Below are 12627 nucleotides of genomic sequence, written 5' to 3'. Positions count from 1 at the left end.
GGCAAACGCAGTCCCTCAAGCCGCGTGGAGCACCCCCCGGTAGAACGGGTCCTCCAACGCACGACCAGCCCCCAGCGCCACGCAATTGAGCGGGTTGTCCGCGATCCGCACCGCCAGGCCCGTCGCTTCGGACAGCACTTGCGAAATTTCACGCAATAGCGATCCGCCGCCGGTCATGATGATGCCGCTGTCGATGATATCGGCGGCGATTTCGGGCGGCGTGGCTTCAAGCGCGTGGCGCACGGCTTCCAGGATCTGGCCGACCGGTTCGAGCAGCGCATCGGCCAGTTCGGCCTGGCCGATCTCGATTTCGCGCGGCACCCCGCGCGCCAGGTCCCGGCCCTTGATCAGGGCGGTTTCGGCGACCTGGCCATAGGGCACGCGCACGGTCCCCATGGCCTTCTTCACCCGCTCTGCGGTCGCCTCGCCGATTAGCAGGTTGTGGTTGCGCCGTACCGACGCGGAGATCGCCTCGTCCATGCGATCACCGCCGACGCGCACCGACATGCTCATCGTCAGCCCCTGGATCGAGATCACGCCGACTTCGGTGGTGCCCCCGCCGATATCGACGATCATCGACCCGATCGGCTGCGTGACCGGCAAGTCTGCGCCGATCGCCGCAGCCATCGGTTCGTCGATCAGCCACACCTGCCGCGCGCCGGCGTTCGATACCGCATCGCGGATCGCCCGGCGTTCGACCGCGGTCGAGCCCGAAGGCACGCAGATCACCATCTCGGGCGATCGACGAAACCGCGATTGCCCGCCCTGCGCCTTCTGGATGAAGTGCTTTATCATCTGTTCGGCGACTTCGATGTCCGCCACCACGCCGTTGCGCAGCGGGCGGATTGCCTTGAGGTTGTCGGGGGTCTTGCCCATCATCAGCTTGGCGTCTTCGCCCACCGCGCGCACCCGCGCGATGCCGTTGACGGTCTCGATCGCCACCACCGACGGTTCGGCCAGCACGATCCCGCGTTCGCGCACGTAGACCACGGTGTTGGCGGTGCCGAGGTCGATTGCCATGTCGGCCCCGGTGAATTGAAATCGGTCCATGAATGCCATGTCGTGCAAAGGCCCTCGCCGGCTTTGATTCCACGCCGTCCGGCCCTTCCGTCCGGCATGACCCGGCTAGGCGGGGCGCTTCCTGACCGCCCGATGAACCCAGCCATGGCGTGCCCGGTGCAAGCGACGGATGGAGGAATGTGTGCCGAAAATCAGACGGTTGGCGGGAAATTCTGCGGCTTAAACCGTCTTGGTCGATCGCAGAAAATTCGCCAGCATTGGTCTGCCATGTCGTCAGCGCGAAATCGCCCTGCTATGGACCGGCGATGGACCAGCCCATTTCAGCCAGAACGCTACGCCCCCGCCCCGACGCCGATCTGATCGCGCGGCTCGAAGCGATCGACAGCCGGCTGCGTTGGCTGTCGTCGTGGATCATCCACAACGCCAACCACTTGCGCGACAGCCGCGACGGGCTGAAAGTGGGCGGGCACCAGGCCAGTTGTTCGTCGATCTCGACGATCATGACCGCGCTCTATTTCCAGGCGCTGCGGGCGCAGGACCGGGTTGCAGTCAAGCCGCACGCGGGGCCGGTGCTCCACGCCATCCATTACCTGCTGGGCAGCCAGTCGCTCGAACAATTGCAGGCGTTCCGCGCGCTGGGTGGCGCGCAAAGCTATCCGTCACGCACCAAGGACACCATTCCCGTCGATTTTTCCACCGGATCGGTCGGGCTGGGCGTGGCCGTCACGGCGTTTGCCAGCCTGGTGCAGGATTACCTGATCGCGCACGGCCAGATGAAGCAGGCCGACGCGGGGCGGATGATCGCGCTGATGGGCGATGCCGAACTCGACGAAGGCAACATCTACGAATGCCTGATCGAAGGCTACAAGCACGATGTGCGCAATTGCTGGTGGATCGTCGACTACAACCGCCAGTCGCTCGACAGCACCACCGCAGACCGCATGTTCCGCCGCTTCGACGACATTTTCGAGACTTGCGGGTGGCGCGTGATCACGTTGAAGCATGGCCGCAAGCAGCGCGAAGTGTTCGCAAAACCGGGCGGCGCGGCGATTGCCGGGTGGATCGACGATTGCCCCAATGCCGAATACGCGGCGCTGACGTATCAGGGCGGCGCGGCCTGGCGGGCGCGGCTGAATGCCGATCTGACGGGCAATGCCGATGCCCTGGCGCTGATTGTCGCTATGCCGGACGAAGACTTGTCCGCGCTCATGCTCAACCTGGGCGGGCACTGCATCGAAACGCTGCTCGATGCCTTTGCCGCCGCCGATGACGAGCTGCCGACGCTGTTCATCGCCTATACGGTCAAGGGCTATGGCCTGCCGTTCGCGGGCCACAAGGACAATCACGCCGGATTGATGAACCCGACGCAGATTGCCTCGCTGCGTGAGACGATGGGCATTGCCGAGGGCGATGAGTGGGAGCCATTCGCCGGGCTTGGAGACAATAGCGCGGCCGATCTCGAAGGCCTGCTGGCGCCGTTGCGCGGAGTGCTGGCGCGGTGCGCGCAAGCGGCACCGTCGATCCCCCTGCCCGAGAACCTGCCCGTGCCCGATGGCGACGAGCAATCCACGCAGGCCGCGTTCGGGCGCATCCTGCTCGACCTGTCCAAGTCGGGCCACGCGCTTGCCGATCGGATCGTGACGACGTCGCCCGACGTGACCGTGTCGACCAACCTTGGCGGCTTCGTCAACCAGCGCGGGCTGTTCCGGCGGCAGGAACTGAAGGACATTTTCGCCGGCTACAAAATCCCGAGCCCGCAGAAATGGGCGGGGCATATCGCCGGGCAGCACATCGAACTAGGCATTGCCGAGAACAACCTGTTCCTCAACTTGGCCGCGCTGGGGCTGTCGGGGCCGCTGTTCGGGCACCGGCTGCTGCCGATCGGCACCGTGTATGATCCGTTCATTTCGCGCGGGCTCGATGCGCTGAATTACGGCTGCTACCAGGACGCGCGGTTCCTGCTGGTGGCGACCCCGGCGGGGCTGACGCTGGGGCCCGAGGGCGGCGCGCACCAGTCGATCAACACCCCGCTGATCGGCATGGGCCAGCCCGGCCTCACCTATTTCGAGCCCGCCTTTGCCGACGAACTGGCGCTGCTGATGCACTGGGCCTTTGGGCATATGCAGGCGAGCGATGGCGGGTCGGTGTACTTGCGATTGTCCACGCGATCGATCGCGCAAGAGGCGCGGGCCGATGAAAGCTGGAAGGCAGGCGCGTTGCGCGGCGCCTACTGGCTGCGCGAGCCGGCGGCGGGCGCGACGCTTGCCATCGCGTGCACCGGCGCGATCGTGCCCGAAGCGCTGGCGGCGTGGGAAGCCTTGTGCGACGACGTGCCCGGGCTTGGCCTGCTGGCGGTGACGTCGCCCGATCTGCTCCATCGCGAATGGTCGGCCTCCAACGGCTTGCGCGGGCGTGGCCAACCGCGCCAGCCGAGCCACATCGAAACCCTGCTTGCCCCGCTGGCAAGCGACGCCGGGATCGTCACGCTGATCGACGGTTCGCCCGCTGCGCTGTCATGGCTGGGCGGGGTACGCGGCCATCGGGTCAGCCCGCTCGGCATCGATCGCTTCGGCCAGACCGGCGATTTGCAAGACCTTTACCGCACGTATCGGCTCGATCCCGAAGCGGTGTTCGACGCGGCGGCGGAGGTCATGCTGGAAGGCTAGAACGCACCGCGGCGAAGCGCGCGATCAGCCAACTGCGCAGGACCGCGATCGCCGGATCGGCCAGATCGTCGGCGTGGAGCTTGAGGTAATAGCCATAGCCGTCCTCGATCACCGCGTCGTATGGCATGACCAATTGGCCGACGGCGATCTCGGCGGCGAACATGTCGACATCGCCCAGCATTACCCCGCCCGCGGTCATCGCGTACTTGGCCGAGGCGATCGCGGTGTCGAACGCCAGCCCGCCCGCCGTCGCCGCAATCAGCCGGTTGCGTTGCAGGTAATCGCTCCAGAGCTGGTCGCGCGGCTGGCCATCGAGCTTGAGGTGGAGCAATTCCTGCGCTGCAAGGAACTCCTCGAGTGAGCAGCCTTGCGCCCCCTCGGCCGTCTGCGGTGAACACAGCGGCGCCACGCGGACCATCCACAGCAGGTCGGTGATCCGGTCATCCACCTTGGGCCGATCATAGACGATCGCCATGTCGATCTCTGTCTGTGGCAGCCCGGTGACGGTGGCGCTCGATACGTCGACGTGAAATTCGGGATGCTCGCGGCGGAATTCGCCGAGCATCGGCAGCACCATCTGCTGGAGCAGCGAGGGCGGGACGTGGAGTCGCATCGCGCGGGCTGCGACGCGTTCGTCGCGGATTGCGTTCATCGTCTGCTCGATCCGTTCGAGCGACTTTCCCACCACCGCCAGCAATTCCTCGCCAGCCAGGGTCAGCGACAGCCGCCCGGCATCGCGTTCGAACAACTGCTTGCCCAGCAACGCCTCCAGCGCGCTGACGTGCCGGCTCATCGCGCTTTGCGACACCGACAGCGCAGCGGCGCCCCCGGTGAAGCTGAGGTGCTTGCCCACCGCCTCGAACGCGCGCAGCGCATTGAGCGGCAGCCAGCGGCGGTTCATGGCACCCTTGCTCGCGATTGTCCTGGCCCCTCGATACTGATCTCTGACTATTTGACATGGCCGCATGCCAAAAGTCGATTTTCTTATCCCCGGCCCATCGCCCACTACCAGCCCTGATGCATCTTGGGGATACAATCGATGGCTGACCCGAAGTCCGATCTGACCTGGATCGGCGCTCAGTTTGCCGCACGGCTGCCCAGGCATACCCTGCCGCAAGGGCTGTACCTCGATCCGCGCGCGTTCGATTTCGACATCACGGCGATCTTCGGCCAATCGTGGCTGATGGCCGGCTTTGAATGCGAATTGCCCAAGCCCGGCAGCTATCTCTCTATTACCGTCGGCAAGTGGCCCGTGCTGATCACGCGCAACCGCGATGGCGAGATCAAGGCGTTCCACAACTCGTGCCGCCACCGCGGATCGATCATCTGCCCGTCCGGGCATGGCACCGCCGCGCGGCTAATGTGCCCTTATCACCGCTGGACGTATGACCTCGACGGCGGGCTGCTTGCCGCAGGGCGGATGCCGGCCGACTTCAGCAAGGCCGATCACGGGCTCAAGCCGGTCGCGGTCGAGTGCATCGCGGGCGCCGTCTTCTTCTGCTTCGCCGAAACACCACCGCCGATCGCGGACTTTGCCGCGAAGTTCGAGAAGTATGCCGCGCCGCATGATTTCAGGAATGCGAAGCTGGCAGCATCGGCCAAGCTGGTCGAATATGCCAACTGGAAGCTGGTGATGGAAAACGCGCGCGAGTGCTACCACTGCGCGACCGGTCACCCGCAATTATCTAAGACGTTTCCGGTCGGCATGTCGAAGCACTTCGACGCAGGCGAGGATGGCCGCCTCGCCGCGTTCGCCTCGCGGATGGACGGGTTGGGCCTCGCGCACACTCCAGTAGAAGGCCACTGGTGGCAGATCGCGCGTTTCGCGCTCAACGAAGGATGCGTGTCGATTTCACCCGACGGCCAGCACCTTTCGCGCAAGCTGATGCTCGATGCTGATGCAGGCGATCTCGGCTCGATGCGCTGGGCGATCGATCCGCACATTTTCGGGCACGCCGCGGCCGATCACGCCTTCATGTTCAGTTGCATGCCGGTCGGCCCCGCCGAAACGCACGTCTACAGCAAGTGGCTGGTGCACAAGGACGCAGTCGAAGGTGTGGATTACCACCTCGACGAGTTGACCCGGCTTTGGACCGACACCAACCTGCAGGACAAGGACCTGGCCGAAAACAACCAGGCTGGTGTTTACAGCCCCGGCTACACTCCCGGCCCTTATTCGCAGGATGCCGAAATGCTCGCGCAGCGGTTCACCGATTTTTATTGCGACAAGGCACGCGAATATCTGGCGGCTTATGTCGATTGAACCACCGCGCGGCCTGAGGCCGGAAACTTTGGCCGTCTCGCACGGTTACGACCCACAAAGCGCATCGGGATCGGCCAAGCCGCCGATCTACATGACCTCGACGTTCGTCTATCCTTCGGCGCAGCACGCGCGTGATGTGCACGAGGCGTTCTTCGACGGCACAGGTCCGCTGGCAGGCGCGAGCGACCACATCTACGCGCGGCTCGGCCATCCCGGGCTCGACATCCTCGAAGCCCGGCTCGCCGCGATCGACGGTGCTGAAGCTGCGGTCGCCTATAGCAGCGGCATGGCCGCGCATTCCTCGATCGCCCTGTCGTTCGTGCGGCCGGGTGACAGCGTGATCCACGGACGGCCGATCTATGGCGGCGTGGACATGCTCTACAACAGCGTGATGCCCCAGTACGGCAGCCACGTTGCGGCTTATGTCGACGGCACCGATGAGGCGAACGTGCGCGCGGCGGCCGAAGAAGCGCTGGCGCAGGGCCCGCTCAAGTTGATCATCGCCGAGACCCCCGCCAACCCGACCGCCGCGATCATCGACCTGCAACTGATGGTCCGGCTGGCTGACGAACTCGGCGAAAAGCAAGGCCACAGACCACTGGTGGTGGTCGACAACACGCTGCTCGGCCCTTTCGCGCAGCGCCCGATCGAGCTCGGCGTCGATCTGTGCATGACTTCGCTCACCAAATATTGCGGCGGGCACAGCGACCTGCTGGCAGGCGGCATCTCGGGCCGGCACGAGTTGGTCGATCAGCTCAAGACGCTGCGCACGACCTGGGGCAACCACCTCGATCCCTACACCGCCTGGCTGGTCACGCGTAGCCTCGAATCGGTGCACGTCCGCACCGAACGCGCGATGAGCAATGCGCGCAGCGTTGCGGAATTTCTTCGCGATCACCCCAAGGTTGCGGGCGTGACCTATCTGGGCTTCCTGCCCGAAGGCAGCCGTGGCCGCGCGGTTTATGACCGGCAGTGCAAGGCAGCGGGATCGACGTTCTCGTTCCACCTCCACGGCGGGCAGGCCGAAGCGTTCCGGATGCTCGACCGGCTGCGGCTGATGAAGCTAGCGGTCAGCCTTGGGGGATCGGAAACCCTGATCTGCCATTCGGCCACGACCACGCATTACGCGCTCACGTCCGAACAACGGCTTGCGGGCGGCATCACCGACGGCACGATGCGGCTGTCGGTGGGGATCGAACACGTTGACGACCTGATCGCCGATCTGGCGCAAGCTCTGGAAGCTGTCTGATGGACCTCAATTTCACCGGAACCGATCTCTGCGCGATCGTCGGCACGCGCAGCGCCACCGAGGCGAAGTACGATGTCGTCGTAGTCGGCGCGGGGCCGAGCGGGATTGCCGCAGCGACCGAGGCGGCGGGCAGCGGCAGCACCGTGCTGCTGGTCGATGAAAACCCCGTTTCTGGCGCGCTGATGGGCAATGACGTGCCGCTCTATTTCGGCGGGCGCATGAACGCCGCCACGCAGAACAGCGCACGGATGCTCGAAGCGGTGTTCATGTCGATGCCCGCGCTGGAAACGGCGATGGAAGCCGGGGTTGAGGTGCAACTCGGTGTGACCGCCTGGGGCGTCTACCGCAATGGTCCCGGCGTCCAGAGCCTGCCCGCGCAGGTCGTCGGCCTTGCCGACGCAGAACGCTCATGGCTGGTCGGGTTCGATCGGATCGTGCTCGCCACCGGCGCGCGCGATCTGGCCATGGCCTTCCCCGGCTGGAATCAGCCCGGCGTGATGGGCGCGGCGGCATTGCAAATGCTGCTGACGCGGTATGACGCCTTCGCCGGGCATCGCGTGCTGATCCTCGGCTCGCACGATCTCGCGCTCGAAACCGCCTTGCTCGCGCGCGAACGCGGCGTGCAAGTGGCGGGCATGGTCGAAGTGCGCGAGCAGCCGCAGGGTTCGGACGCGCTCATTGCGAAGGTCACCGCAGAAGGCATCGCGATCCATTGCGCGACCACGATCGCCTCGGCCAAGGGCGGACTCGAAGGCGTCGAAGCGGCAACGCTCACCAACGGCGAGACGATCGACTGCGACACCATCTGCGTCGCGGTCGGGCTGGTTCCCTCGATCGAACTGGTCGATGCGATGCACGGGCCCCGCGTGCTCGACGCCATGCGCGGCGGCTATGTGCCGGGTGGTGAGGCGACCGTATCTGCGGTGGGCCTCTGCGCCGGCCTGCCCGACATCGGCTTCGATCACATCGCTTATCGCATGGAATGGATGGCCGCTCTGTCCGCCATCAGCGCTGATGACACCATCATCTGCCAGTGCGAGGAAGTGACCCGCGCCGATTTGCTCGGCGTGCAGCCGCCCAATTACCTCGCCCGCCCGGCACCGATGTGCGCGCGCTCGCTCGAAACCCTGCTCCACGACGGCCCCGCCAACCCCGACCAGATCAAGCGCCTCACTCGCGCCGGCATGGGCGTGTGCCAGGGCCGCCGCTGCCGCGACCAGGTGGCGATGCTGCTGGCGATCGCATCCGACAAGCCGTTCGGCACGATCCCGCTCGCCTCGCACCGCGCACCCGTTCGCCCGCTGCCGCTGAAGATCCTGGCCGACTGGAACGAGCCCGCGGCGATGACCGTGGCCTGGGACGTGTGGTTCGGCATCCCGACGCAGTGGGTGCCGGTCGAGGACATCGGCACCGTGCACGAGGATGAACACCGCGCGATGCTTTACACGGGGATGTACGAATGAGCGGGCCAGGAAACGGCAGCGAAGTCGTCATCGTCGGCGGCGGTGTCACCGGGCTCAGCGCCGGCTGGTGGCTGGCGCGTTCGGGCGTCAAGGTCACCGTGCTCGACAAGTTCATCGTCGGCTGGGAAGCCTCGGGCCGCAACGGCGGCGGCGCCTCACACTACCAGAGCCCGCTGTTCGACGAGGAACAGCGGATGTGGCCGCAGATGGACGAATTGCTCGGCTACCCGACCGAACACCGCAGCGGCCGGATCATCATCGCGATGACCGAACGGCAGTGGGAACAGTACCGCTTCGTCGCCGAACGCCACCACCGGCTCGGCCACCCGGTCGAAGTGCTCGACACCAAGCAGGTGCAGGACGCGGTGCCGCTGGCGGGCGACACCTGCTTCGGCGGGGTGCATTACAAGTTTGGCGGCCACGCCAACCCCCAGCGCACCGTGCAGGCTTATGCCTGGGCGTTGCAGGACCTGGGCGGAACGATCATCCAGCACAGCCCGGTCACCGGCTTCGAGACTGCGGGCGGCAAAGTCACGGCGGTGAAAACCGCGAACGCGACGTATGGCTGCGATAGCGTAGTCGTCGCCGCTGGTCCGCAAATCCCCGCACTGATGGCGCAGCTCGGCGTCACCGTCCCGCTCGCCCCGGCGCGCGCGGAAATGATCATCACCGAACCCGCGCCGATGATGCCGATCGGCGGGGTCGACGGGCACAAGCTCTACGGCCGGCAGACCTTGCGCGGCAACCTCGCTTATGGCGGCGGCCCGCACGAATGGCTAGATATGGACGCCACCGGCCCACAAGCGCGGCCCTCCACTCCGTTGATGCGCAACCTCGCCAGCCGGCTTGCCGAACTGCTGCCCAAGGCCGCGCATCTCAACGTGATCCGCAGTTGGGCGGGCGTGATCGAGAACACCCCCGATGGCCGCCCGATCCTCGACCGGCTGACCAGCCCGGACAACGTCGTCGTCGCCTCGATGTCGGGGGTGGGCTTCGGGCTTTCGCCCGCCTCGGGCCACGCGATCCGTGATCTGGTGATCGATGGCTCGTGCTCGTTCGCCGACCTCGACATCCTCAAGCTCTCGCGCTTCGACACCCTCGAAGCCGACTGGCGCCAGAAGCGCGGGTGGATGCCGATCGCATGAGCAAATACTCGGCGCTGGGCCTGCTGCGCGGCGCGTTCAACGGCCAGCGCCACTGGCAGCCCGCGTGGCGCGATCCCGAGCCACGCGCCAACTACGACGTCGTGATCATCGGCGGCGGCGGGCATGGTCTGGCGACCGCCTATTACCTCGCCAGCGTGCATGGCATCCGCAACGTCGCGGTGCTGGAAAAAGGGTACATCGGCGGCGGCAACACCGGGCGCAATACCACGCTGGTGCGGTCGAACTACCGGCTGCCCGAACTTCACACCTTCTTCGAATTCGGGCTCAAGATGTGGGAGCATCTGAGCGACGAGCTGAACTACAACGTGATGTTCAGCCCGCGCGGCGCGATGTTCCTCGGTCACAGCGACAGCGACATGACGATGCTCGCCCAGCGCGGCGATGCCATGCGCGTGGACGGGATCGACGCAGAATTGCTCACCCGCGATCAGGTCGCCAAGATCGAACCGCTGCTCGACATGAGCCGCGATGCGCGCTTCCCGATCCACGGCGCCTTGACCCAGCGGCGCGGTGGCACCGCGCGGCACGATGCGGTGGCCTGGGGCTATGCGCGCGGCGCCAACCGGCTGGGCGTCGATATCATCCAGAAGTGCGAAGTCACCGGCTTCGTGCGCGATGGCGATGCGGTGGTGGGGGTCGAAACCACGCGCGGCCGGATCGGTGCGGGACGTACAGGCATTTGCGTGGCCGGGCACAGCGGACACGTTGCCGCGATGGCCGGCTTGCGTCTGCCGATCGAATCGCAGACCCTGCAGGCGCTCGTCACCGAGGGCGTCAAGCCGATGATCCGCAGCGTGATCATGTCGCAATCGCTGCACTGCTACATCAGCCAGTCGGACAAGGGCGGCGTGGTCATGGGCGGCGATCCCGACAACTGGCCGAGTTATGCGCAGCGCGGCCAGCCGATGGTGACCGAGGGCGCGATCGCGCAAGCCATCGCGCTGGTCCCCGCGCTCTCGCGCTTGCGCATGCTGCGCACTTGGGGCGGCGTCACCGACATGAGCTTCGATGGATCGCCGATCATCGGGACTACGCCGGTGCCCAATCTCTTCCTCAACGGCGGTTGGTGCTACGGCGGGTTCAAGGCCACGCCCGCATCCGGCTGGACTTACGCGCACACGCTGGCCACCGGCGAACCGCACGCGCTCAACGCGCCCTTCGCGCTCGACCGCTTCGCGCGCGGCGCGACGATCGACGAAACCGGCGTCGGCCCGATGCCGAACCATCGCTGAGGGGCGCCGAAATGTTGCTGATCACCTGCCCCCATTGCGGGCCGCGCGCGCAGACCGAATTTGTCTACGAACGCACGGTCGATGCGATCGTCCAGCCCGATGCCGATCCGACCGAGGCGGTGGCCGCGCTTTTCACCCGCACCAATCCGCGTGGGTTGGATGAGGAATTGTGGCGGCACACCTACGGCTGTCGCGCATGGCTGACGATGACGCGCCACCGTGTGAGCCACGAGATCACCGCAATCCGCGCGATCGGCCCTGAGGCATTGCCATGATCGGGCCGACACGCACCGGCGACACCGGCAGCATCCGCTTCACCTTCGACGGCAAGGCATTGCTCGCGCGACCCGGCGATACGCTGGCCGCCGCATTGCTGGCCAACGGCATCGGCCTCGTCGCGCGCAGCTTCAAGTATCACCGCCCGCGCGGGATCATGACGGCGGGGATCGAAGAACCCAACGCGCTCGTCACCATCGGCAGCGGGGGGCGCACCGAACCCAACACCCGCGCAACCGATGTGTTTGTCTATGACGGCATGGTCGCAAGCAGCCAGAACAGCTGGCCCAGCCTGGCCTTCGACGCGGGTGCCGTGCTCGGGCTGGCCTCAAAGGCGCTGCCGCCCGGGTTCTACTACAAGACCTTCTTCGGCTCGGCCAAGCGGTGGATGTTCTACGAATACTTCATCCGCCGCGCCGCCGGGCTAGGCGTTGCGCCGACCGAGGCCGATCCCGATCGCTTCGCGCAGCGCGCCGCGTTTTGCGACGTGCTTGTAGTGGGTGCCGGGCCTGCGGGGCTCGAAGCTGCGCTTGATGCTGCGGAAGCGGGCGAGCGTGTCATGCTGGTCGAGCAGGACCGCATTCTGGCGCCATCGCTGGCGCGAGACCCGCAGGAACTGGACGCAAACTGGATCGGCAATACCGCCACGCGCATCCGCGAACTCGGCGGCCGCATCCTGCTGCGTACTACCGCGGCAGGCTACTGGGACGACAACCTGATCGTCCTGACCGAGCGGCTCGCCGAACCAGGTGAGCAACCCGCGAACGGCCTCGTGCAAAGGCTGTGGCACGTCCGCGCCAAGCGGGTCGTGCTGGCCACCGGCGCGCTCGAACGGCCGCTGGCTTTTGCGCACAATGATCGGCCCGGCGTGATGCTGAGCCAGGCCGTGCGTACTTACATCCGCCGTTTCGGGGTGGTGCCGGGCCGGCGCGTGGTGATCGCCACCAACAACGACGACGCCTACCTCACCGCCGCCGCGCTCCGCGATGCCGGCGCCGATGTGGTCGCAGTGCTCGATACCCGGCCCGCGCCCGAAGGCGCGAACAGTGGCTTCATGGTCCACAACGACGCAATGCCGCAATCGACCAGCGGTGCGCGGCATTGCCTCAAATCGGTCAGCGCCACGGTCGGAAGCAAGCCGATGACCTTCTCCGCGGACTTGCTGGCAATGTCGGGCGGGTTCACCCCGGTGGTGCACCTTCACATGCAGGCGGGCGGTGCGGCGCTCGATTGGGATGCGGGAGCCCAGGCCTTCCTACCCGGCGCGGCGCGGCAGAACGTCCAATCGGTGG

Annotated in this window: 10 protein-coding genes; 8 read left to right on the top strand and 2 right to left on the bottom strand. The window is 66.2% G+C overall.

What is annotated here, in order from left to right; all coding sequences use genetic code 11:
- Nucleotides 1-15 precede the first annotated feature (15 nt).
- On the bottom strand, nt 16-1059 hold the full coding sequence (locus Q0R16_RS03330; protein ID WP_295631887.1) for a rod shape-determining protein: 1044 nt from the start codon (nt 1057-1059) through the stop codon (nt 16-18).
- A 266-nt stretch (nt 1060-1325) separates the two neighbouring features.
- On the opposite strand from Q0R16_RS03330, the gene Q0R16_RS03325 reads away from it, so the two are divergent.
- Nucleotides 1326-3686: a transketolase gene (locus tag Q0R16_RS03325; RefSeq protein WP_295631884.1), complete on the top strand. Its 2361-nt coding sequence runs from the start codon at nt 1326-1328 to the stop codon at nt 3684-3686.
- On the opposite strand, the gene Q0R16_RS03320 is transcribed toward Q0R16_RS03325, so the two are convergent.
- Nucleotides 3670-4587, bottom strand: coding sequence for a LysR family transcriptional regulator (locus Q0R16_RS03320; RefSeq protein ID WP_295631881.1), 918 nt, complete (start codon nt 4585-4587; stop codon nt 3670-3672). The two genes, Q0R16_RS03325 and Q0R16_RS03320, sit on opposite strands and share 17 nt — an antisense overlap.
- 138 nt (nt 4588-4725) lie before the next feature.
- On the opposite strand from Q0R16_RS03320, the gene Q0R16_RS03315 reads away from it, so the two are divergent.
- The 7 genes from Q0R16_RS03315 to Q0R16_RS03285 all read left to right on the top strand — a co-directional run.
- Complete coding sequence (locus Q0R16_RS03315; protein ID WP_295631878.1) at nt 4726-5949, top strand: aromatic ring-hydroxylating dioxygenase subunit alpha; 1224 nt, start codon at nt 4726-4728, stop codon at nt 5947-5949.
- Nucleotides 5939-7198: a cystathionine gamma-synthase family protein gene (locus Q0R16_RS03310; RefSeq protein WP_295631875.1), complete on the top strand. Its 1260-nt coding sequence runs from the start codon at nt 5939-5941 to the stop codon at nt 7196-7198. The genes Q0R16_RS03315 and Q0R16_RS03310 overlap by 11 nt, the downstream gene beginning before the upstream one ends.
- A complete protein-coding gene (locus tag Q0R16_RS03305; RefSeq protein ID WP_295631872.1) occupies nt 7198-8661 on the top strand; it encodes an FAD-dependent oxidoreductase in 1464 nt (487 codons plus the stop codon). The genes Q0R16_RS03310 and Q0R16_RS03305 overlap by 1 nt, the downstream gene beginning before the upstream one ends.
- Entirely contained in the window at nt 8658-9806 is a 1149-nt protein-coding gene (locus tag Q0R16_RS03300; RefSeq protein WP_295631869.1) for an FAD-binding oxidoreductase, read from the top strand. The genes Q0R16_RS03305 and Q0R16_RS03300 overlap by 4 nt, the downstream gene beginning before the upstream one ends.
- Nucleotides 9803-11059 carry a sarcosine oxidase subunit beta family protein gene (locus tag Q0R16_RS03295; RefSeq protein ID WP_295631866.1) on the top strand — a complete coding sequence of 419 codons (1257 nt, stop codon included), beginning with the start codon at nt 9803-9805 and terminating at the stop codon, nt 11057-11059. Before Q0R16_RS03300 ends, Q0R16_RS03295 begins: the two co-directional genes overlap by 4 nt.
- Before the next feature lie 11 nt (nt 11060-11070).
- A complete protein-coding gene (locus Q0R16_RS03290) occupies nt 11071-11334 on the top strand; it encodes a sarcosine oxidase subunit delta (protein ID WP_295631863.1) in 264 nt (87 codons plus the stop codon).
- On the top strand, nt 11331-12627 hold a 1297-nt coding region (locus Q0R16_RS03285; RefSeq protein ID WP_295631860.1), incomplete at its 3' end, for a 2Fe-2S iron-sulfur cluster-binding protein. The genes Q0R16_RS03290 and Q0R16_RS03285, both read left to right, overlap by 4 nt.

It is taken from the genome of Novosphingobium sp., assembly GCF_025351285.1.
In the GTDB taxonomy this organism is placed as follows: Bacteria; Pseudomonadota; Alphaproteobacteria; order Sphingomonadales; family Sphingomonadaceae; genus Novosphingobium.
This window is presented reverse-complemented; position numbering and strand designations above follow the sequence as displayed.